Source organism: Finegoldia sp. P2-F-LR, assembly GCF_052932265.1.
The window spans coordinates 60,961-82,263 of sequence record NZ_JBRFJF010000004.1 but is presented as its reverse complement, the minus strand read 5'-3'; the positions used below and the strand labels follow the sequence as shown (position 1 = coordinate 82,263).

The following is a 21,303-nucleotide window of genomic DNA, read 5'->3' as shown; positions in this document are numbered from 1 at the left end:
TTAGTCAAGGCTATTAAAATATTCTCTTACTTCTTTTATTTTACCACAAGTCATCTTTCCTTCTGGACAACTTCCTTTAATACAACCTGGTCCTGCTTTTTTGAAAATTTGTGGACACACTTTTTTCGCTTCGATAAGCATTAGTGTCGCCATTTCTCGAATTTCCCATTGCGCTCTTTGACAACATCTCGCTTCAAAGAAATGCAACAATTCACGAGCATTCATTGTCATGACAATTTTAGTTTCAGTTGCATTTGAAAAAACATATCTCGCATCTTCAATGGAGCTTTTTTCTGACATTGATTTTGCTTTTTTCTCGTCAACACCAGATTCGATTAATCTGTCGTACTCTTCTTCAATAAGAATCTCAGTAAGTTCGTTATAAGCGTCAATTGTGTGTTGCATGTGTTTTTCGTAGATTTCTAAAGCCTTTGGATTGTTTTTTATTTTTGGAGGGATAATATACTCGTAATTATTTGCTCTCACATATCGTTGAGATTTTTGCGAGTAGCTTGCTAATCTGTGTCTGACCAATTGGTGGGTCAAGGTTCTAGATACACCCTCTATTGCAAAAGTAAAACTAATGTGTTCAACCGGTGACATGTGTCCCAAATCCATTAATTTATCTATGAAATTTTCTACATTTTCATCAGTTAGTCCTTCTTCAATCTCCATAACAGAACTATCTGAATAGCAAAGTTTTGCACTTGATGCGACAAGTTTTTGTGCATCTGGAGTGTATCTAATTAGATTAACCTTCATTAATTACTTCTCTCCCATATAACTCCATCTCTTGTGTCTTTTAACACAATTCCCATAGATAAGAGTTTGTCTCTTATTTCATCTGCTTTTTTGAAGTCTTTTTCTTTTCTAGCAGCATTTCTTTGTTCGATCAAATCTTCTATTTCAGAATCCAAATCATCGTCATCTTCTTTGAATAAAATTCCCAAAACATAAGAAATATCATCCATCAATTTCTTAGCGTCAAGCAAGATATTTTTCGATGTATTTTCATTGTAATTTTTGTTGATATATTTAATGAAATCAAACAATACGCTAATTGCATCGGCCGTATTGATGTCATCATCCATAGCTTGTTCGAATTTTTCTCTGAATGTTTTTATATTATCATCTTTTTCTTCTTTTTCAGAAGAGTTTTCCAAAATTCTATTCAAGAATTTCTTGGCTGTATACAATCTATCAAGAGAATTCTTAGTAGCTACTAACGTATCGTGACTAAAATCAATTGGATTTCTATAGTGAACAGACAACAACCATAATCTGATGACTTCCAAATCAAATTCTTTTTCGATATCTTTTAATAAGAAGAAATTGTTCTTTGATTTGCTCATTTTTTCCTTATCTACAGTTATCATTGAGTTGTGTAACCAATAATTTGCAAAGTGAGCCCCAGTGCATGTTTCTGATTGTGCGATTTCATTTTCGTGGTGTGGGAATTGCAAATCTTCTCCACCAGCATGAATGTCAATAGTGTCACCCAAAATTGATTTACTCATTACAGAGCATTCCAAGTGCCAACCAGGTCTTCCCATTCCCCATGGACTTTCCCAAGCCGGTTCACTTTCTTCTTTTCTCTTTTTCCATAAAGCAAAATCCATTGGATTTTTCTTTTCGCTATTTACATCAATTCTTGCTCCAGCACGTAAATCATCGATATTTTTCTTGGATAATTTACCATAATCTTTTGCTTTTGTTATATCGAAGTACACATTGCCATCTACATTGTAAGCTGCGCCTTTGTCTTCCAAAGTTTTCACGAATTTAATCATTTCGTCGATATATTCAGTAGCTTTTGGATGAATAGTGTCGTCTTCGTCGAAATTAAGTCCCGACACATTGTCCAAGTAAGCTTCAATGTATTTCTTGGTGATTTCTCTGAAGTCTATATCTTCATCTTTTGCTTTATTTATGATTTTGTCGTCGATATCAGTGAAGTTGCTTACAAATTTAACATTATATCCTTTGTAAATAAAATATCTTCGTAAAGTATCAAATACCACAATCGGTCTTGCATTTCCAACGTGAATATAATTATAAACTGTAGGACCACATACGTATATACCGACATTTTTTTCTTTTATTGGTTTGAATTCTTCCTTTTTTCGTGTCAGTGTATTGTATAACTTCATATCTTCTCCTATCTATTTAAAGCTTTGTTTATCCTATCTAAAACTTCTTGTTTTCCTAAAACTACCATAATAGAATCCAAGTCTGGTCCGTGAACATTTCCTGTTACAATGGCTCTTGTAGTCATCCACAAATCCTTGCCCTTGATTCCTGTCTTCTTTTGAACTCTCTTCATAACTCCTGATGCAAATTCTTTTTCGATTTCATCAACTGATTCGACTTCTTCTTTTAGTGCATTCATCAATTCGTCTAATTTTTCGTAGTTTAGGAATTCCTTAGCATCATCATCCATTTCGTAATCCTTGAACAAGAATTCAACTTTTTCAGTAATTTCTTGTAAATAATCCAACTCTTCTTTGAATAATGAAGCAATTTCTAATAATTTGTAATCTGGATAATCTTTAGAAATCACACCATCTTCAACCAAGTATGGTTTTAACATTGATGCTAATTTTTCGTTTTCTATTTCTTTTATATAATGTCTGTTAATCCAGTTTAATTTTTCTGTATCGAAAACTCCTCCAGATTTTGAAACTCTGCCGAAATCAAATTTATGTTCTAATTCATCCATTGACATAATTTCTTGGTTATCTTCACTTGACCAACCTACTAGTGCAAGATAATTGTCGATAGCTTCTGGTAAATATCCTTTTGTACGGAAATCTTTGACTGCAACGTCGTCATTTCTCTTAGATAATTTCTTGCCTGATTTGTTTAAAACAACTGGTAAGTGAACGAATTCTGGAACATCCCATCCGAAACATTGATACATATACACATGCTTTGCTGTTGAAGAAATCCATTCATCACCACGAACAATATGAGTAATTCCCATCAAATGATCGTCAACTACAACTGCGAAGTGATAAGTTGGAAATCCGTCTGATTTTATCAAAACTTGATCGTCCATATCATTAGTGTTGAAAGTAATCTTACCTTTAATCGCATCGTTAAATGTGATTTCTTTGTTTTCAGGAAGTTTCAATCTAATAACATATTCTTCGCCATTTGCAATTCTCTTCTTAGCATCTTCAACGCTAATTCCTCTGCAAAGACCGTCATATTTTGGCATCAAACCATCTGCTTTTTGTTGTGCTTTTACTTGATCCAATCTTTCTTTTGAGCAGAAACAATAATATGCGTAACCCTTTTCGATTAATTCATCGATATATTTTTGGTACAAACCTTGTTTTACTCTGTCAGATTGAACGTAAGGGCCACATTCTCCAACTTCAGTTACGTTTCCTTCATCATCAAGAACAACTCCTTCGTCCGGATCAAGCCCTGCCCATTTTAATTGTTCCAATAAATTTTCGATAGCACCATCAACATATCTAGTTCTATCAGTATCTTCAATTCTCAAAAGAAATTTTCCGTTATTTCTTCTAGCATACAAATAATTATATAAAGCTGTTCTAAGTCCACCAATGTGCAAAAATCCTGTTGGACTTGGAGCAAATCTTACTCTTACTTCACTCATAATATCCTCCATAAAAAATAAATTTAACTTATTTTATTATATCACAAATAGCCAAATTCAACATTTATTAATAAACCCAAAGCGATTATTTCGCCAAGTTTTTTACCCAAATTTTCTTTCCAACCAAATACAATCCCAAAATAACCTTGTACAAATCAATCACAGAAATTATCAAATACATCAAGACGACATTTAAGTCTGTAAATTTTGCCAACAAAAACGAAATTGGATACGAAATCAAAACAATTCCTACAGAATCAAAAAGCAAAGTCAGAACAGTTTTGCCACCACTTCTGAGCGTAAAATATGACGCATTGTATAAAGCAGATATCCACAAAAATGCTCCACCAACTCTAAGCATATTTGTCGCCATCGATCTTACATCATCAGTTGTGTTGTAAAATTCAGGAAAAAGTGGCGCCAAAATAACCAACACAATTCCAACTACAAGTGCTAACATCAATGAGAACACAATTAATTTCCTGTCTGTGTCCACAGCTTCATCGACATTTCCACTACCTAAAAGTCTTCCTACCATAATTGAAATACAATCTCCCATCGCCAAATTAAAAACGATGAAAAGTCCTATAATTGTCTGAGAAATATTGTACGCAGCCAAAGCTTCAATTCCTCTTGTTGAATAAGATTGTGTGATCGCAGCAATCCCTAAAGAATACAAAACTTCATTTATTATCAAAGGGATTCCCGCAACAGTTATATTTTTGAAAAGTCCTGTATCGACATGGAAATTTTTGAAAAAATTAGAATAAAATGTAAACCTAAGTTTGTTTTTGTTTGCAAAATAAATAAACAATGAAAGTTCAACAAATCTTGAAATAACAGTCGCAATCGCAGCGCCCTTTGGTCCCAATGCTGGAAATCCTAAAAGTCCGAAAATCAAAACCAAGTTGAACGCAAAATTTACTAAAACAGTAATAATCGACGTTATCATCGGAAGTCTAGTTTCGCCATTCACTCTCATTGAGGATGAGATGGATTGTGAAAAAGCAAAAGGAATAAATCCTATAGTCATTATCTTGGTATAATCTAGTGCAAACTTCATAGTCGTATTAATATTTTTTACAGTATCTGTATCTGGATTCATAAATAAATACAATAATTTCTCGCCAAAAACCCAGAAAATTAAAACGCTAATCACAGAAACGATAAAAGATAACACCACATCAAAATACAAACAGTTTTGTACATTCTTGTAATCTTTCTTACCTGCAAATTGTGCCGCAAAAATACTAGCCGCTGACACAAGTCCGAAAATTGCCAAGTTAAATACAGTAATCAATTGGTTAGCAACAGAAACTCCACTCATCGCAAAAGTTCCAGTCTGTCCAACCATAATATTGTCCAACATATTTACAAACGATGTAATAAGTTGCTGAATAATAATTGGAATTGCTAGTACCAACACACCTTTGTAGAAATTTTTATCCCCGAAAAACTTACTCTTCTTTAATGCTAAATTCAATCTATCCCTCCTTCAAATTTTCTATGTAATAATAGTTGAAAAGCTTATTTGTTCCATCAAAATTCTCATACAGATGTTCACCATAAAATTTGAACCCACATTTTTCAATAACTCTTGCACTCTTTTTATTCTCAACAAAACAATTGCAAGAAACATAATCATAATCCAAATCCTTTAGCAAATGATTTACAAAACACTTCACAACCTTTGTCATAATCCCACGATTCCAATAATTTTTGTTCAGACTGTAGCCAATTTCAACGCCTATCTTATCTTCAAACTCTGGTTTTTCGTACAAATATTCGTCTTTGTAAACTCCAATCATTCCTATTAGTTTGTCTTCCTGAAAAATACCATATTCTAACTTTGAATCGATGAAATCGTTGAGAATTTTCTTGGATTGTTCGATGGATTTGTGTGGTTTCCATCCCGCAGATGGTCCCACCTCATTTTGCATAGCGTATTCATAAAAATCTCTCAAATATTTCATTTCCAACGCTTTTATTTCTACATATTCACATTTTAAAATAAAATCTTCGTATTTCATTTGTATCTCCAAATTTTTTCAATCTATATAATAATATATCTTTAAAAATTGGAAGTCAATCGATTTTAAAACAAGATTTCTTCAAACAAAAAAGAGACCTTTCGGACTCTTAATTAAATGAATTTTCACGAATTATTTTGTTTTTATTCCAAATTTTTCCATATCTTCATCAACTTCTCCTATTGGAGCAATTCCAAAATTTTCTACCAAAACATTGGCTACATTTGGAGATAGGAATGCAGGAAGAGTTGGTCCAAGATGAATATTTTTAACGCCTAAGCTCAAAAGTGCAAGTAGTACGATTACTGCTTTTTGTTCATACCATGCAATGTTGTAGCTAATTGGCAAATCGTTGATATCATCAAAACCAAAAGCTTTTTGTAAAGCTTGAGCTATGACAACCAATGAGTAAGAATCGTTGCATTGACCTGCATCTAAAACTCTTGGAATTCCATTGATATCTCCTAAGTTTAATTTGTTGTATCTGTATTTTGCACAACCAGCAGTTAAAATAATTGTGTCATCAGGCAATGCTTTCGCAAAATCTTCGTAGTAATTTCTACCTTTTTGTCTTCCGTCACAACCAGCCATTACTACAAATTGTTGAATATCTCCATTTTTAACAGCTTCAACAACTTTGTCTGCCAAAGCTAACACTTGATTATGTGCAAATCCACCAACTATTTTACCGTTTTCGATTTCTTTTGGAGAATCACATTTTTTTGCAAGTTCGATTATTTCTGAGAAATCTTTGTGACCATTTTCATCTGCTGCAATGTGTTTCATTCCAGGATATGCTGCAACGCCAGTTGTGAATACTCTATCTTTGTAAGAATCTTTTGGTGGAGTTATACAGTTAGTAGTCATCAAGATTGGACCATTAAATGATTCAAATTCCTTGTCTTGTAACCACCAAGAATTTCCGTAATTTCCTACGAAATTGTCGTATTTTTTGAAAGCTGGATAATAATTTGCAGGTAACATTTCACTGTGAGTGTACACGTCTACTCCTGTGTTTTGAGTTTGTTCCAAAAGCATTTCCATATCTTTCAAATCATGACCTGAAATCAAAATCGCAGGATTGTTTCTAACTCCTATGTTTACTTCTGAAATTTCTGGATTTCCGTAAGCAGATGTATTTGCACTATCCAAAAGAGCCATTGCTGCTGCACCATTTGATCCAGTTTCTAATGTAAGAGCTATCAAATCTTCTACGGACAAACTATCGTCCATTAATTTTGCTAAAGTAATTTCCATAAATTCGTCTACATTTTCATCGAATTTTCCCAAAACATTAGCGTGTCTATTGTAGGCTGCCATTCCCTTCAATCCGTAAGTAATAAGTTCTCTAAGACTTCTCTTATCGTCATCCAAAGTATTCAACACGCCTATAATTTGTGATTTTAGTTTTAATTCATCATCGTCTTTTTCGTTATACAAAGCTGCCTTTGACAAGTTTTCTTTGTCATCTAAGCCTTCGATTAATTTTTGGTTCAAATCGATAGTTTCTTTTACTTTTTCTAACAAATCTTCGTAGTGGAAGTTTGCGTTTGTAATTGTAGTAAACAAATTATTGTTGACATAAGAATGTAAATTAGAGATATCTTTGTTTTCTTTTCTCATTCTAGTTAGGATTTCGCCCAATCCTTTTGTAACCCAAACAAGCAAATCTTCGATGTTTGCAACATCTGATGTTTTACCACACACGCCTCGTTTTGTACATGCAATGTTTTTTGCAGTTTCTTGACATTGATAACAAAACATTTCTTCATTTTTTTCAATAGTTTTTTCCATTTTCTTTCCTCCTGATTTTTTCTAACTTATGGTTTAATTATAATTAATTTAAAGTTTGGGTTTCTGTAACATAAGTTACATTTGTTCATTACAATAAGTTTTCCAATTCTTCTCTGTTTTTAATTTTAATTTCAGATCCGTTTAATTCAATAAGATCACTATCTTCCATGCTCAACAATTCCCTTGATAATGAAGGTCTGGTCGTAGCCATAAAATCTGCCATCTGCTGCCTTGTCATTCCAGTATTTGATACGTCTTTTTTTTCTGTTTGAATTAAAAAAGTTGCGATTTTTTGCCTCAAAGAAAAACTAGACAACAATCTTACCTTGCTATTTAAGAAAAATGCTTTTTCTGCAAGAATCGTTATAAGATTAGTCATAATTTTATTTTTAATCGGAGTGGAGCTTTCAGATATATCGAAAAAACTTACAGGAATTTCAAGAATTTCGCAATCAGTGTTGCACACTAATGTAAAATCGCTGATTTTATTCAAATATGAATACACCTCAGCCATTACTTCCCCATGATTTTTGAAAATATTCACGACAGTGTTTTTCCCATTAATATCCGTCTTTTCAAGACTGAGCTTTCCACTTTTCAAAACGTAGATTTTATTGCAAATATCTCCCGGAGTAAAAACGTACGAATTTTTATTGTATTTGTTTATTATTGAATTTGATTCAATAAGAAATTGTTTAAATTCTTCTTCTGTAAAATTTTTAAAAAGTTTTGAATTTATCATTTAATCACCATTATTTTTATACCCAATAATTTTTTATGTACAACAAAAAACGCATCAGAATTTTCATTCTAATGCGTTTGGTTTTAAGCGTATGGTAAATATTTTTTGTCGTCTGAATTGTATTTGGAGATTTCAACTGCTGCAACTGGATTAATTCCCAAAGATTTTATGGCTTCCAATGTGTTTTTGATTTCTCCTAATCTTGAATCGTCTTTTTTGTAAAGTACGATTGCGTTTTGAATGTCTTTTGTCAAATCTGTAAGGTCTACTTTTTCTGAAATTGGACTTACAGCTGTAATTTTCTTTTCGAAATTTGAATTGTATGCTTTGGCTAAATTTGATGTGTTTTGATCAAAACTAAACACACCAACATTGTCAAAACTATCTATTCTTCTGTTCAATAAGCTCAATGCGCTATTTGAACTTTCATTGTAATCATTTGAAAGTACGCTAACTGTTTCAAGTCCCAATTTGTTTTGCAATTGTTCTTTGCTGAAAATATTAGGGTCTTTGTAGTAAGAAGCAAATGCATATGCTAGACCTATTAACATTCCCAAGAACAATCCTATTGCTGTGTCCATTTTATTGACAAGTTGTTTGATTTTCTTCTTGGCATTAGGCGCATCAACGACTTGAATGTTATCTTTTTTCATTGTTTTTTTAGTCAAATCTGTGATAGCTTTTAATGATTCTTCCAATACTTTGTTAGTTTGTTCAGCGCTTTCGCTTGAATATTCCATTTCAATAATTGATGTAGATGGAACGCTTTTTACTTTCAAATCTTTTCTTAAATCAGAAGAGCTAACACCATTTCCTACTTTTTCTGCTACTGTATCCAAAACAGAATTTGATTTAATCAATTGTTCAACATTTGAAACCAATTGTGTATTGATCATTGCGTCTACTTTGGAAACAACTGCTCCTTCTTTTTCAAAATCTTCTGGACTTCCCACCATTATTGAAACTTTTGATGAGTAAGAGTCCTTTCCCAAAACATTATTAAAAACATTTGTCAATAACGCACACACAAGCATTATTATTATAATGTGTGGCAATTTTCTAAGTATTGCTTGCCACGCTTCTTTTAAATTTAATTCTTCCAAGTTTATATCTCCTTAACTTTTTTATCTCTTTTACTCAATAACCACATTAAAACTATGCTCATAATCAATCCGTGATATAGAAGTCCTGTAAGTAAATCTACACTAATAAGATTGAACACAGGAACAATAGTTATTGCTATTGCTACCCACAAAGGCATTTTTTTGTATGAGATTTCATCCATAATTCCAATTAACCAACCAGTTATTGCAGAATAAGTTAACATTCCGTAAAAACCAAAGTTAGCGTATCCATTTGCAATGAATCCAGTGTTTACCCAAGTATTTGGATGACCGTAATAAATCATCGAAATCAATGCTTGTATTGGATAATTATATGGATACAATCTTCCCCCAAATACCCAAGATTTGTCTGTCAAATACACGAAATCAATGTTTTTGAATGCATCATAATATCTGAAATGATTATCTGCAGTTACCATGAAAACACGTCTTACAATTACACTTATCGGTTGCCAATTATCAGTTATCAAATAAAAAGCTAAACACAAAAATGTAAGCCCCGCTAGTCCCATAGTCATTAAATTTCCAGTGTATTTGTTTCCCTTTACGATAGCTATAAAAATTACCAAAACCGGATAAAATAGCATTGACTTATGTGAAGTAAATCCAAAGAAAAATACTTGGCAAATCAATGTGATTACAGTTCCTAATTTTTTTCTATCCCAAAGGCAGAACACCAACAAAGTTGGGTTGATAATTTTACCATACCAGTTCATAAAATATGCAAATGGTCCTGGGAAGATTACTTCCGCGATTTCCCTTCTAGTGTCGTATACTTTTCCAAAATCGAAATTCAAATATTTTAGTCCGCCTCGCATTATTATCCAGGCAAACATCAATATTCCCACCAGTGCAAAAGCATAGACTATGAAATTTTCGTTGATTTTTTTATCCGAGAAAGATAATCTCAATTTCGGTGAATTAGCGAAAATTTGAATTGTATAAAACGATGCTATCAACATGTACATATATAATCTGGAGAAATCCTTATAAGGATATATATTTAAACATGGTATGATTATCAAAACATAAAATAGCATCAGATAAAAATCACTGACTCTCTCTACTTTATGCCTTATCGTATAACACATTATCACAACCAAAGCGTATGATTCTATCAATTTGTAAATATTTAAATTGTTCACAAGCCCCATGTACGAAAACAACGGACTTATTGCATAAGAATAACTCAAATCCAAAAACAATTTAAACATCAATGATAAAAACACAAAAAACCCTTTTGATTGGAACAATGCTTTTATATCATCAGTCATAAATTCCCCTTTTCATTTTTTTACTAAATTAGTATACCATAATTAAACGCGATAATAAACTAATTTACTTTATTTTTAGGGATCTCTCCGTTTTTAAATTGCATAATATTGTCAAAAGTATATTCTCCCATTTGAACACGTGCAAGTTTAGTAGCATTTCCCAAATGAGGCGCCAATAAAATATTCTTAGCATTTTTCAAATCTTCTGAAATTTTGGGCTCAAATTCGTACACATCCAATGCACAACCAGCAATTTCTCCATTATTTAATGCATTTATCAAATCTTGTTCGCTAATAACTTTGCCACGAGATGCGTTGATTAGAAAAGCAGTTTTTTTCATTTTTGAGAATGCTTTTGCATCTATTAAGTGATACAATTCGTCGCTATAAGCTGTGTGTAAAGTTATTACGTCACTGTTTTCAAGTAAATAATCTAAATCTACTTGCTTTGCCCCATCAACTTCTTTTTTGCTACGATTGTAGAATATCACATCCATGTCAAACGCTTTGGCTTTTCTCATAACTTCAGTTCCAATTCTTCCAAGTCCAATTATTCCCAAAGTTTTCCCTTCCAATGTTTCTCCCAAACCGTACACAGGCTTCCATCCTTCGAATGAATTATCGTAGCAATCAGAATTCATCTTTGTAATATTTCTGAGTAGATCTATCATCAAACCAAAAGTCAATTCTGCTGTCGATTTTGTAGATGCAGATGCCGGTGCATTTGTGACAATTATTCCTTTTTCTTTTGCGTAATCAATGTCAACATTGTCAAAACCAGCGCCGTAATTTGCAATTATTTTCAAATTTTTAGCTGCATCGATAATTTCTGAATCGATTTTTTCACTCAAAGGACACACTAATCCTTCGACATCTTTTATTCTGGTTTTCAATTCTTCTTTTGACAAAAAGTCCAAACTATCGTGATAATCTACTTCAAAATTCTCTTCGTATTTTTTAATAATTTCTTCAGGGATTCTATTAGTAATCAAAACTTTCATTACATATCCTCCATTTTTATTGTAGTCATTTTTCTATTTTCAAACATCGCCAAATACTTTGCATCCACGGTTTTTAATAATTTGAAAGCATCATCAAAGTGATATCTGTAATAATTTTCATAATGCGCATCGCTACCAACTGAGAATAATTTGCCCTTCATTTTCACATATTTTTTGAGCGCAAATGTGTAATATTCTAAGTTGTCGTATTGGTACACGCTTCTAGTGTTAAGCTCCAAGGCTTTTTCATCATTAATGAGTTCTGCAAAAACTTTTGTCAAATATTCATCTACAATGTCCATATTTTTAGATTCCAATTTATTAAGTCTTAATGCGTAATCAATGTGTGTTAACACATCAAAATCTTTGAAATTATTCACAGCTTCCAGCATTTTTTCAAAATAATTTGTAAGAAACTCTCTTTGAGAATAATCTTCTGGCTTTGGATTCATAAAATCTTTGCCTCCATATTGATGAACTGACAGAAGTTGAATGTCATAATCTCTGCCATTAACAGTTTTTATTATCTTATCCAAATTCTCAGTTGTGTATCCTATTTCTATTCCTTTTAAGATTTTTTGTGAACTTTTTTGGTTGTGTTCTTCAATCACTTTTACGTATTTGTCATAATCAATGTCCACATCCTCAACTCTACCATCATTATAGGTAAATCCATAATCCAAGTGTTCGGTTGTGATAATGTCACCTTTGACAAGTTTCAAATAATTTTCAAATTTTTCTTTACTATCGAATGAAAATTCCGTATGACAATGTTGATCTCTATAATACATATTACTCCTTAAATGAACGAAAAGATGCTAAATAACTAGCATCTTTTACAATTATCCTTCTACTATTTTAATACCGCTTGATGCTCCGATTCTATCTGCTCCATTTTCTATCATAGATAAAGCTTCTTCTCTAGAATGAATTCCACCACTTGCTTTTACCATAGCTTTGTCTCCAACAGTATCTTTCATCAATTTGACATCTTCTACTTTTGCTCCACCTGTTGAAAAACCTGTAGAAGTCTTCACGAAATCAGCGCCGCACTTCACGGAGATTTCACAAGCTTTTTTCTTTTCTTCATCAGTTAATAAACAAGTTTCGATAATTACTTTCAAAACTTTTCCTTTTGTAGCATCTCTTACAGCTTGGATATCTTTTTCAACATAATCATAATCTTGTTCTTTTAATTTGCCGATATTGATAACCATGTCGATTTCATCTGCACCATCTTCGATTGCTGTCTTTGCTTCAAAAGCTTTTGATTTGATACTCATAGCACCAAGTGGAAATCCCACAACAGTGCACACCAAAACGCTTGAATTTTCCAAAGACTTTTTAACCAAAGATGTGTAACAAGAATTTACGCACACGCTTTTAAAATCATATTTAACTGCTTCATCGCAGATTTTTTTGATGTCAGCTGATGTTGCATCTGCTTTTAATAAAGTGTGGTCGATATATTTATTTAATTCCATATTATTCACCTAATTCCAATGCTATTTCCATCATTTTTGTAAATGATGTTTGTCTTTCTTCAGGAGTAGTTTGCTTATCTGAATGGAATGAGTCAGAAATTGTCAAAATAGTCAAAGCTCTTGCGTTGTTTGCTTTTGCTGTCAAATACAATCCGTAGCTTTCCATTTCAACTGCTAACACGCCCATTTTTTCCCATTTTTTCCATTCTTCAGATTTTTGGTTGTAGAAAATATCTGCTGAGAATACATTTCCAACGTGAACGTCGATGTTTTTTTCTTCTGCAACATTTACTGCTTTTCTCAACAAATCATAATCACAAATCGCTGAAAAAGTTCCTTCCAAATCAAATTGATGAGCAAAATTGGAATCTGAACAACTTCCCATCGCTATTACGACATCGTACAAATCCAAATCTTTACTGTAAGCTCCTGCTGAACCAATTCTAATAAGATTTTCTACTCCGTATTCGTTGATAAGTTCGTAAGAATAAATTCCTATAGATGGAATTCCCATTCCAGTTCCCATAACAGAAATTTCTTTTCCTTTGTATTTTCCAGTATATCCGAACATATTTCTAACTGCGTTGAATTGTTTTACATCTTCCAAGAAATTATCTGCAATAAATCTCGCTCTCAATGGATCTCCTGGCAATAAAACAGTTTTTGCGATATCTCCTTTTTTCGCTTCGATATGTGGTGTTGACATAATAGCCTCCTAATAATTTACTATAATCATATTCAAAAATTTTACCAAATCTAGCTGACAATCTTCCAAGTATTTTTCAATGTAAGCTTCATAATACACGCTAATCCCATCAATATTCACCTCTTTCAAATGTGGAGATTTTAAAATAAATTTGGCGTAGTATTTAGCTTCTCCAATTGTGCAACATGGACTTTGCCCCATATACAACAAAATTTTGTGCTTAGATTTTTGATTGCAATATTCTTTTAATTTTTCACTTAATTCTATTTTCATATTCTCCCAAATCAAAACTTAATTCTATTTTCATATTCCATCAAATCAAATAAGAGAGAAATCTTATTTCTCTCTTATTATATCATCAATTTGAACATTTTTGCTATTTTTCAAATCCTGGAACTAATAATCCGTAGTTGCCATCTTTCCTCTTGTAAACAACATTTACATTATTAGTTTTTGAATCCAAGAATACGAAGAAATCATGATCGATTAATTCCATTTGCATGATAGCTTCTTCCTTGTCCATTGGTTTGATTCCGAATTCTTTTGTCTTAACGATAGCACCTGCTGGGATTTCTTTGTCATTGTTTTCTTCAACAGCTTCAAATCTTATTGAATTGCTTTCTGTAAATCTCTTTTGTAATTTTGTTTTGTGTTTTCTAATTTGTCTAGCAAGTGCATCTTCAACTTTGTCTATAGCTGTTTTAATTTCTTCGTTGGATTCTTCCGCTCTTAAAACAACTCCTTTATCTAAAATTATAGTGACTTCAACTCTCGCTTTGTCTTTTTCTTTTTTGAATACTACACGAGCTTGTTGTTCGTCATGGAAATATTTATCTAACTTGTGTAATTTAGATTCTGCCATTTGTTTCAAATCATCAGTCAATTTGATATCTTTTGTTACATAATTAAGTTTCATAAAATTCCTCCTGTTTATGAATTAAGAAATAATTTCTTATTTTCTTATTCTATATATACCCAATTTACATTTTTGCAAACGATACTAATCACTAAACCAAAAAAAGCAAAAAACTTCCCCTTACAAATTTTCATTTGCTCTGGGGAAGTCTTCATTATTTGATATATTTGTCAATAATGTTGATTACTTCTTCGATTTTTTCATCTGCATTATCATTTTCTACTGCATGTTTAACGCAAGTTCTCATATGTCCGTTTAAAATGTCGATGTTCGCTTTTTTCAATTGACCAATACAACTCAAAATCTGAGTGGAAATATCCACACAATATCTGTCCTCTTCAATCATATTTACAATTGCATCGAGTTGTCCACGAACTGTTTTGATTTTTTTGAGGGCGTTTTGTTTGTGTTCGGTCATTATTTCACAGTAGCCTCAAATCCTATTTCATCAATAGCTTTGATGATGTCATCTTCATTAAAATCGCCTTCAACTACGGCTTTTTTGTCTTCTAATGAAACATTTACATCTGTAACTCCATCGACTGATTTACAAGCATTTGTCACTGATTCTACGCAATGATTGCACACCATATCCAATACTTCAAATTCTTTTTTCATTATTTTTCCTCCTTAAAATTTTTGATTCTTAACGAATTTGTAACTACGGTTACCGAACTGAACGCCATTGCAGCACCTGCTATCATTGGATTCAAAAATCCAAATGCAGCAATCGGAATACCAACAACATTGTAGAAAAACGCCCAGAACAAATTTTGTTTTATTGTTTTTATTACTCTGTGACTTAATCTTATCGCAGTATTAACTTTATTTAAATCGCCATTTATAATTGTGATGTCACTTGCCTCAATCGCAACATCTGTACCAGTTCCAATAGAAAATCCAACATCACTTGTCGCCAATGCTGGAGCATCGTTTATTCCATCTCCAACCATTCCAACTTTTTTGCCTTTATTTTTCAAATCCAACACTTTATCTGATTTGTCTTTTGGCAAACATTCTGCTATTACATGGTCGATGTTAGCTTTTTCTGCGATATGTTTTGCAGTATTTTCGCTATCACCAGTTATCATATATACATCGATATTATCGTCCTTCAATTTTGAAACAGCTGTTGGTGAAGATTCTTTTATTTTATCTGCAATCAAAATATATCCGTAAAATTCATCGTTCTTTCCAACAAGCACAACTGTATTTCCTTGAGATTGATGTTTTTGAATATCTACATTGACATCAATATTATTGTCTCTCATCAATTTTTCATTACCAATATAGTAATTGTCATTATTTATTTTAGCTGAAAGTCCTTTACCAGTAATCGAATCGAAATTTTGAACTTTATAGAACTCCGAACTATTTTTTTCATATTCTTTAACCACAGCATCTGCAAGTGGGTGCTCTGAATTTTTTTCAATTGAGGATACAATTTTTAAGAAGTCTGTATCTTTTGATTGGAAATCTACAACTTCTGGTTTACCATTTGTTATTGTTCCTGTTTTATCCAAAATAACTGCATCGATTTTGTTCGCAGTTTCCAAAACTTCAGCACTTTTTATTAAAATCCCCAACTCTGCGCCTTTGCCACTTCCTACCATAATAGCTGTAGGAGTTGCAAGTCCCAATGAACATGGACATGCTATTACAAGAACTGAAACAGAATTTAACAACGCCCTGTCAAATTGTTTTGTCACAAAATAAGTGATGACAAATGTAATTACAGCGATTACAATAACGATGGGCACAAAAACAGATGAAATCTTATCTGCTAGTCTTTGGATTGGCGCTTTGTTGGATTGTGCATCTTCCACTAATTTTACGATTTGACTTAGAACTGTATCTTCGCCAATTTTTTTCGCTTCAAATACAAATGATCCATTTTTATTAATCGTAGAGCCAATACATTCATCTCCAACTTGTTTTTGTACAGGCATCGATTCTCCAGTAATCATCGATTCATCAATTGATGAACTTCCCTCAACAATTATTCCATCAACAGCGATTTTTTCTCCTGGTTTTACGAGAATTTTATCTCCAACCATTACATCTTCAATATCAGTTTCGATAGTTTTACCATTTTTTATTACGTTAGCTTTTTTCGCTTGAAGTCCCATTAATTTACTTATAGCATCAGTAGTTCTAGTCTTCGCTCTTTTTTCGAAAACTTTTCCGAGTAAAATCAAAGTGATAACAACAGCAGACGATTCAAAATACAATTGGTCAGATCCTATTAATACATGATAAATCGAGTAGAAGTAGGCAGCACTTGTTCCCAATGCTATTAGAACATCCATGTTTGCTCCTCCACCTCTTAATGATTTGTATGCATTCACATAATATCTTCTTCCGATGTAGAATTGAACCACAGTTGCCAACGCCCATTGAAAATATCCGTTATTTAAAATCGTGTGAACTCCTGCCATGTGAAAAAACATCGCTGAAAATAAAGGAATTGAAAAAATCGCAGAAATTATAAAATCACGTTTCAATTTTTCGTATTCAGTTATATTTTTTTCGTTAGCTATTTTATTGTCTGTTTTTATTTCTGCAGAATATCCTGCTTTGTCAACTAATCTTTTTACATCAGAATTGGTCTTGTATCCCTCATAAAAACTTACTGTAAGTGAGTTTTGCAACAAATTTACGTTAACATCTTTAAAATTATTTTTGTTCAAAACCTTCTCTATTCTAGATGCACATGACTGACAACTCATTCCTTCGATATCAAACTTCGATGTCTTCACAGGAACATCATATCCCGCCTTTTTTATTTTGCCTACGATAGTTTCTATATCGTATCCTTCTTTTAATTTCAAATATGCGTATTCTTGAAGCAAGTTCACGTTAACTGTGTCGATATATTCGTATTTACTTAATACTTTTTCTATTCTAGCCGCACATGATTCACAGCTCATGCCTTGTATTTTTAATTTTATTTCTTCCATTTGTTCTCCTTTCTACCCCCCTACTGGTGGTATGGTTATTATATAATATTTAAAATACTTTGTCAAACATTTGGATTTGGATTATAATATTCATAATAAAATATGGAGGCAGATTATGGATTGGAAAAATTATGAAAATTTAAGCATGTTATCTGATTTCTACGAATTTACAATGATGAATGGATATTTGGAAAACAATATGGAAGATGAATATGCTTATTTTGATTTGTATTTTAGAAGAATTCCAGACAACGGAGGATTTGTTATCGTTGCGGGATTAGAAGAGGTAGTTAAATATATTCAAAATTTGAAGTTTGACGAAAAAGACATCGAATATTTCAAGAGCAAGAATATGTTCAGCGAAAAATTCTTAGATTATCTTAGAAATTTCAAATTTGAATGTGATGTATGGGCAATGCCTGAAGGTTCAGTTGCATTTCCTAACGAACCTTTGATGATAGTTCGTGGACCTGCTCCACAAGCGCAATTGATAGAAACTTTCGCACTTTTATCAATCAATCATCAATCATTGATTGCAACTAAAACGAATAGAATTGTTCATGCAGCTGAAGGAAGAGTTGTTATGGAATTTGGCGCAAGACGTGCGCAAGGTGTGGATGCTACAGTTCTAGGTGCAAGAGCAGCTTTCATAGGTGGTGCTACTGCTACAAGCAATACTTTGACAGATATCACTTACGATGTTCCTGCTTTTGGTACAATGGCTCACTCATGGATTATGATGTTTGATTCAGAATACGAAGCTTTCAAAAAATACGCCGAAATTTTCCCAAATTCTTGCTCACTTTTAGTGGACACTTACAACGTTTTAAAATCCGGTGTTCCAAATGCGATAAAAGTTTTTGACGAAGTTTTGAAACCTCGTGGAATTAAGAATATGTCCATCAGAATTGACAGTGGTGACCTTGCTTATTTATCAAAACAAGCCCGTAAAATGTTGGATGATGCTGGATATGAAAACTGTCAAATCATGGCAAGTAATTCACTTGATGAATACACAATCTCTGATTTGATTGAACAAGGAGCAAAACTAGATGGATTTGGCGTTGGGGAAAGATTAATAACTGCAAAATCAGATCCAGTTTTAGGCGGCGTGTACAAATTATGTGCTGTGGAAAAACCTAACGGAGAAATCATTCCTAAGATTAAAATCAGTGAAAATATCGAAAAAATCACAACTCCTGCATTCAAAACAGTTTACAGAATTTACGACAAAAATAGTGGCAAAGCAGAAGCTGATTTGATAACTCTTCACGATGAAAAAATCGACGAATCAAAGGATTTGGAAATCTTCCACCCTATTCACACTTGGAAGAGAAAAACATTAACCAACTTCACAACAAAAGAATTGTTGGTTAGAGTGTTTGACAAGGGAGAATTGGTGTACGAGCTTCCAACATTAGATAAAATAATCGAAAGGAAAAATGAACAAATTGCTGAACAATGGGAAGAAGTAAAAAGATTTGAACATCCTCATTTGTTCCACGTCGATTTGTCACAAAAATTGTGGGATATAAAATACAATTTATTAATGCAAAGCAAATAGTAAATTTAGCACAACCATAAAATTTTGGTTGTGCTTTTTTTGCAATTAAAAATCCACATGCATGACATGTGGATAAGATTTAGATATCGTATTGTACTAAAGTGTTGATATAATAATTTTTGTTGACATCTCTTCCGCCAAGCTCAGTAAGTTCAATCAAAAATTCCATAGCAGTGATTTCGCCACCGTTTTTTTCAACTAACTTAGCTACTGCATTCACAGTTCCACCTGTTGCCAATAAGTCGTCAACTATAGCAACTTTGTCGCCTTCATGAATCGCGTCTCTGTGTACTTCTAATTTGTCGGTACCATATTCCAAATCATAAGAATACTCTGACACTTCTCCAGGAAGTTTTCCAGGTTTTCTAACAGGAACAAATCTAACTCCAAGCGCATATGCTACAGCTGATCCAAACAAAAATCCTCTAGCTTCTGGAGCTGCTATCACAGTTATTCCTTTGTCTTTTAAATCTTCTACCATAAGGTCTACTGCGTGTTTATAGGCTTCTTTATCGTTTAACAATGTAGTAATATCTTTGAATGAGATTCCTTCTTTTGGAAATCCGTCTATAACTCTAATTTTCTCTTTTAAATCCATTTTCATCACCGTTTCTTTTTTACTGTATTATCTACATCTATAGTATACCATATTGATGGATTTGTTTGTTGTTAAATTATTTTTAGTTTTCTAAATTGTTATGTTTTTTATTTAAAAATTTTGTCAAAATATTTTATTTACAACTATATTTATATATGTTACGATATGTTTGGAGAGTGATGTAATGGACAGTTCGAGTGTCTCGCAAATAATTGCGTTAGTGTTATTGGTTGCAATGTCCTCCGTATTTTCATCAAGTGAAACGGCGATAACATCTGTAAGCAAAATAAAAGTTCGACAATTAGACCAAAAGGATAACAAAAATGCACATTTACTGAAAAAACTGCACGATAATATGCAAACTACCATATCTACTATTTTAATTGGTAACAACATTGTAAATATCGCAGCGAGTTCTATAGCTACAATTTTATTTACAAATATTTTTCATCAAAACGGAGCTTTGATATCTACAGTTGTAATGACTGTATTTGTATTGATTTTCGGTGAAGTTATACCGAAAACAATTGCACAATATAAAAACAAATCCGTAGCGTTGAAATTTTCTAGATTCATTTATTTTTTGACGATAATTTTTAAACCAATTGTGAAAGTATTGAACATCTTAACTCGTTTGGTAATCAAGCTTTTCATTGGAGAAGACGAAGATAGTTCTACACTTACCGAAGAAGAACTAAAAACTTTGGTGGAAGTTAGTGAAGAAGAAGGAGTTCTCAAAAACCAAGAAACTGAAATCATGATAAATGCACTGGAGTTAAAGGAAACTCTAGCAGTTGATATTATGACTCCAAGAACTAGTATGGCATCAGTGGATATCGAAGATGCAGAGAGTGATTTGAAGGAAATTATCAAAAATATTACTTATTCTAGAATTCCTGTTTACGAGGACAGTATCGACGATATTATAGGTGTTCTTCACATAAAAGAATTAGCGCACAAAATCATCGAAGATGACCGAGATTTTAAGGTCAGAGATATCCTAAAACCAGCATTTTATGCTTATGAATACATTCCAGTAGTGGATTTGTTCAAACAAATGAGAACTAAAAATATTTCCATCAGTATAATTATCGATGAGTACGGTGGAACTAGTGGAATTGTAACGATGGAAGATATTTTGGAAGAACTTGTCGGAGAAATCGACGATGAATACGACAACGAAAAAGAAGTAACTAAACTTAGCGACAATGAATACCTAGTCGATCCTGAAATGAGAATCGATGAAGTAAACGAAAGATTTGACCTTGACATTCAAAGCGACAAATTCGATTCAATCGGAGGATTTGTAATCGAATTATTGGACAGAATGCCTAAATCAAAAGATGAGGTTGAATTTGAAAACTTAAAATTCGTCGTAGTTAATGTTGATAAAAGAAAAATTACACAACTAATGATAATATTCAAATAATTTACTCTCACGATATTCGTGAGAGTTTTTTTGTGGGAAAAGTTCCAAATATA

General features: G+C 32.5%; 21 protein-coding genes. 2 read left to right on the top strand and 19 right to left on the bottom strand.

The window, feature by feature from the left end; translation table 11 throughout:
• From thyX to ACU68W_RS03475, 18 genes are all read right to left on the bottom strand, one after another.
• A complete protein-coding gene (gene thyX, locus ACU68W_RS03560; protein WP_308611417.1) occupies positions 1-762 on the bottom strand; it encodes an FAD-dependent thymidylate synthase in 762 nt (253 codons plus the stop codon).
• The gene (cysS, locus tag ACU68W_RS03555) at positions 762-2,150 is read right to left on the bottom strand and encodes a cysteine--tRNA ligase (protein WP_308611418.1); all 1,389 of its coding nucleotides are present in this window, start codon (positions 2,148-2,150) and stop codon (positions 762-764) included. Before cysS ends, thyX begins: the two co-directional genes overlap by 1 nt.
• 8 nt (positions 2,151-2,158) lie before the next feature.
• Entirely contained in the window at positions 2,159-3,628 is a 1,470-nt protein-coding gene (gltX, locus tag ACU68W_RS03550) for a glutamate--tRNA ligase (protein ID WP_094205375.1), read from the bottom strand.
• A gap of 85 nt (positions 3,629-3,713) precedes the next feature.
• Positions 3,714-5,111, bottom strand: a complete 1,398-nt coding sequence (locus ACU68W_RS03545) for an MATE family efflux transporter (RefSeq protein ID WP_308611419.1) — start codon at positions 5,109-5,111, stop codon at positions 3,714-3,716.
• Between the two features lies 1 nt (position 5,112).
• Positions 5,113-5,658 (bottom strand): GNAT family N-acetyltransferase, encoded by a 546-nt coding sequence (locus ACU68W_RS03540; protein WP_446756132.1) that lies wholly within the window; start codon positions 5,656-5,658, stop codon positions 5,113-5,115.
• 132 nt (positions 5,659-5,790) lie between these two features.
• Positions 5,791-7,452, bottom strand: coding sequence for a hydroxylamine reductase (gene hcp / locus ACU68W_RS03535; protein ID WP_094223257.1), 1,662 nt, complete (start codon positions 7,450-7,452; stop codon positions 5,791-5,793).
• 88 nt (positions 7,453-7,540) lie between these two features.
• Positions 7,541-8,194, bottom strand: coding sequence for a Crp/Fnr family transcriptional regulator (locus tag ACU68W_RS03530; RefSeq protein WP_094223256.1), 654 nt, complete (start codon positions 8,192-8,194; stop codon positions 7,541-7,543).
• Positions 8,195-8,277: 83 nt separating this feature from the next.
• On the bottom strand, positions 8,278-9,297 hold the full coding sequence (locus ACU68W_RS03525) for a YveK family protein (RefSeq protein WP_094223255.1): 1,020 nt from the start codon (positions 9,295-9,297) through the stop codon (positions 8,278-8,280).
• Positions 9,298-9,299: 2 nt separating this feature from the next.
• Positions 9,300-10,592, bottom strand: a complete 1,293-nt coding sequence (locus ACU68W_RS03520; RefSeq protein ID WP_446756131.1) for a hypothetical protein — start codon at positions 10,590-10,592, stop codon at positions 9,300-9,302.
• Between the two features lie 59 nt (positions 10,593-10,651).
• Positions 10,652-11,593, bottom strand: a complete 942-nt coding sequence (locus tag ACU68W_RS03515; RefSeq protein ID WP_102164606.1) for a 2-hydroxyacid dehydrogenase family protein — start codon at positions 11,591-11,593, stop codon at positions 10,652-10,654.
• Positions 11,593-12,384 carry a PHP domain-containing protein gene (locus tag ACU68W_RS03510; protein ID WP_094205367.1) on the bottom strand — a complete coding sequence of 264 codons (792 nt, stop codon included), beginning with the start codon at positions 12,382-12,384 and terminating at the stop codon, positions 11,593-11,595. Before ACU68W_RS03510 ends, ACU68W_RS03515 begins: the two co-directional genes overlap by 1 nt.
• A gap of 51 nt (positions 12,385-12,435) precedes the next feature.
• Positions 12,436-13,077, bottom strand: coding sequence for a deoxyribose-phosphate aldolase (gene deoC / locus ACU68W_RS03505; RefSeq protein WP_094208345.1), 642 nt, complete (start codon positions 13,075-13,077; stop codon positions 12,436-12,438).
• A 1-nt stretch (position 13,078) separates the two neighbouring features.
• Positions 13,079-13,783, bottom strand: a complete 705-nt coding sequence (deoD, locus tag ACU68W_RS03500; protein WP_094205365.1) for a purine-nucleoside phosphorylase — start codon at positions 13,781-13,783, stop codon at positions 13,079-13,081.
• 9 nt (positions 13,784-13,792) lie between these two features.
• A complete protein-coding gene (locus ACU68W_RS03495; RefSeq protein ID WP_094205364.1) occupies positions 13,793-14,056 on the bottom strand; it encodes a hypothetical protein in 264 nt (87 codons plus the stop codon).
• 103 nt (positions 14,057-14,159) lie between these two features.
• Entirely contained in the window at positions 14,160-14,699 is a 540-nt protein-coding gene (gene hpf, locus ACU68W_RS03490) for a ribosome hibernation-promoting factor, HPF/YfiA family (RefSeq protein WP_094205363.1), read from the bottom strand.
• Positions 14,700-14,853: 154 nt separating this feature from the next.
• Positions 14,854-15,117, bottom strand: a complete 264-nt coding sequence (locus ACU68W_RS03485) for a metal-sensing transcriptional repressor (RefSeq protein ID WP_446756130.1) — start codon at positions 15,115-15,117, stop codon at positions 14,854-14,856.
• Entirely contained in the window at positions 15,117-15,317 is a 201-nt protein-coding gene (locus ACU68W_RS03480; RefSeq protein WP_094208341.1) for a heavy-metal-associated domain-containing protein, read from the bottom strand. Before ACU68W_RS03480 ends, ACU68W_RS03485 begins: the two co-directional genes overlap by 1 nt.
• Positions 15,317-17,659, bottom strand: coding sequence for a heavy metal translocating P-type ATPase (locus ACU68W_RS03475; protein WP_446756129.1), 2,343 nt, complete (start codon positions 17,657-17,659; stop codon positions 15,317-15,319). Before ACU68W_RS03475 ends, ACU68W_RS03480 begins: the two co-directional genes overlap by 1 nt.
• A gap of 115 nt (positions 17,660-17,774) precedes the next feature.
• On the opposite strand from ACU68W_RS03475, the gene ACU68W_RS03470 reads away from it, so the two are divergent.
• A complete protein-coding gene (locus ACU68W_RS03470) occupies positions 17,775-19,223 on the top strand; it encodes a nicotinate phosphoribosyltransferase (protein WP_446756128.1) in 1,449 nt (482 codons plus the stop codon).
• Positions 19,224-19,302: 79 nt separating this feature from the next.
• On the opposite strand, the gene ACU68W_RS03465 is transcribed toward ACU68W_RS03470, so the two are convergent.
• Positions 19,303-19,821 carry an adenine phosphoribosyltransferase gene (locus ACU68W_RS03465; RefSeq protein WP_094224436.1) on the bottom strand — a complete coding sequence of 173 codons (519 nt, stop codon included), beginning with the start codon at positions 19,819-19,821 and terminating at the stop codon, positions 19,303-19,305.
• Between the two features lie 184 nt (positions 19,822-20,005).
• Here ACU68W_RS03465 and ACU68W_RS03460 point away from each other — a divergent pair, with 184 nt between their 5' ends.
• Positions 20,006-21,250, top strand: coding sequence for a hemolysin family protein (locus ACU68W_RS03460; RefSeq protein ID WP_446756127.1), 1,245 nt, complete (start codon positions 20,006-20,008; stop codon positions 21,248-21,250).
• The last annotated feature ends 53 nt before the right edge of the window (positions 21,251-21,303 follow it).

Excerpts from the sequence above, each read along its gene's own strand:
- ACU68W_RS03480 (WP_094208341.1), bottom strand. The coding sequence starts at position 15,317 with ATGAAAAAAGAATTTGAAGTATTGGATATGGTGTGCAATCATTGCGTA.
- gltX (WP_094205375.1), bottom strand. The coding sequence starts at position 3,628 with ATGAGTGAAGTAAGAGTAAGATTTGCTCCAAGTCCAACAGGATTTTTG.
- deoC (WP_094208345.1), bottom strand. The coding sequence starts at position 13,077 with ATGGAATTAAATAAATATATCGACCACACTTTATTAAAAGCAGATGCA.
- ACU68W_RS03495 (WP_094205364.1), bottom strand. The coding sequence starts at position 14,056 with ATGAAAATAGAATTAAGTGAAAAATTAAAAGAATATTGCAATCAAAAA.
- cysS (WP_308611418.1), bottom strand. The coding sequence starts at position 2,150 with ATGAAGTTATACAATACACTGACACGAAAAAAGGAAGAATTCAAACCA.
- ACU68W_RS03520 (WP_446756131.1), bottom strand. The coding sequence starts at position 10,592 with ATGACTGATGATATAAAAGCATTGTTCCAATCAAAAGGGTTTTTTGTG.
- ACU68W_RS03530 (WP_094223256.1), bottom strand. The coding sequence starts at position 8,194 with ATGATAAATTCAAAACTTTTTAAAAATTTTACAGAAGAAGAATTTAAA.
- hpf (WP_094205363.1), bottom strand. The coding sequence starts at position 14,699 with ATGAAACTTAATTATGTAACAAAAGATATCAAATTGACTGATGATTTG.
- ACU68W_RS03475 (WP_446756129.1), bottom strand. The coding sequence starts at position 17,659 with ATGGAAGAAATAAAATTAAAAATACAAGGCATGAGCTGTGAATCATGT.
- ACU68W_RS03510 (WP_094205367.1), bottom strand. The coding sequence starts at position 12,384 with ATGTATTATAGAGATCAACATTGTCATACGGAATTTTCATTCGATAGT.
- ACU68W_RS03465 (WP_094224436.1), bottom strand. The coding sequence starts at position 19,821 with ATGGATTTAAAAGAGAAAATTAGAGTTATAGACGGATTTCCAAAAGAA.
- ACU68W_RS03485 (WP_446756130.1), bottom strand. The coding sequence starts at position 15,117 with ATGACCGAACACAAACAAAACGCCCTCAAAAAAATCAAAACAGTTCGT.
- ACU68W_RS03460 (WP_446756127.1), top strand. The coding sequence starts at position 20,006 with ATGGACAGTTCGAGTGTCTCGCAAATAATTGCGTTAGTGTTATTGGTT.
- ACU68W_RS03470 (WP_446756128.1), top strand. The coding sequence starts at position 17,775 with ATGGATTGGAAAAATTATGAAAATTTAAGCATGTTATCTGATTTCTAC.
- deoD (WP_094205365.1), bottom strand. The coding sequence starts at position 13,783 with ATGTCAACACCACATATCGAAGCGAAAAAAGGAGATATCGCAAAAACT.
- thyX (WP_308611417.1), bottom strand. The coding sequence starts at position 762 with ATGAAGGTTAATCTAATTAGATACACTCCAGATGCACAAAAACTTGTC.
- ACU68W_RS03515 (WP_102164606.1), bottom strand. The coding sequence starts at position 11,593 with ATGAAAGTTTTGATTACTAATAGAATCCCTGAAGAAATTATTAAAAAA.
- ACU68W_RS03540 (WP_446756132.1), bottom strand. The coding sequence starts at position 5,658 with ATGAAATACGAAGATTTTATTTTAAAATGTGAATATGTAGAAATAAAA.
- hcp (WP_094223257.1), bottom strand. The coding sequence starts at position 7,452 with ATGGAAAAAACTATTGAAAAAAATGAAGAAATGTTTTGTTATCAATGT.